We start from the raw sequence: 407 nt of genomic DNA, 5'->3' as shown, positions 1-407 counted from the left end.
AGGCCGCCAAGATCGTGGAGGACCGTGGTTCCCTCGTCGGCGCGCTGGTGGTCGAGGAGACCGACGAGATCCTCGCCATCACGTTGTCGGGCGGTGTGATTCGTACGCGGGTCAATGAGATCAGGGAAACCGGCCGTGACACCATGGGCGTCCAACTGATCAACCTGGGCAAGCGCGATGCCGTGGTCGGTATCGNNCGCCCTCGGCCGAGTAGCACGAGGAGTGAGTCAGCGTGAGCGGAGCCACGGGCGCCGGATCGTCCGGTAGTTCGTCCGGCACTTCGACCGGTGCGGAAACGGACGGCGGCGGCCGTGGCTCCGCCGCGCGTGCGATGGACACGCACACGACGCAACTGAAGGCGATCAAGCCGAACCCGACCGATTCGGCTTCGCCGTCACCCTCGTCCG

At 66.9% G+C, this 407-nt stretch carries 2 pseudogenes; both read left to right on the top strand.

The features are described from left to right. Positions 1–14 precede the first annotated feature (14 nt). Positions 15–195 (top strand): annotated as a pseudogene (locus tag AOK15_RS46605) (DNA gyrase C-terminal beta-propeller domain-containing protein); the annotation flags it as partial. Positions 196–232: 37 nt separating this feature from the next. Further along, positions 233–407: pseudogene (locus AOK15_RS48985) on the top strand (DUF3566 domain-containing protein); the annotation flags it as partial.

This window comes from Streptomyces ossamyceticus (genome assembly GCF_001418475.1).
Taxonomy (GTDB): domain Bacteria; phylum Actinomycetota; class Actinomycetes; order Streptomycetales; family Streptomycetaceae; genus Streptomyces; species Streptomyces ossamyceticus.
The sequence above is the reverse complement of the archived record's forward strand: the minus strand, read 5'-3'. Positions and strand labels throughout refer to the sequence as shown.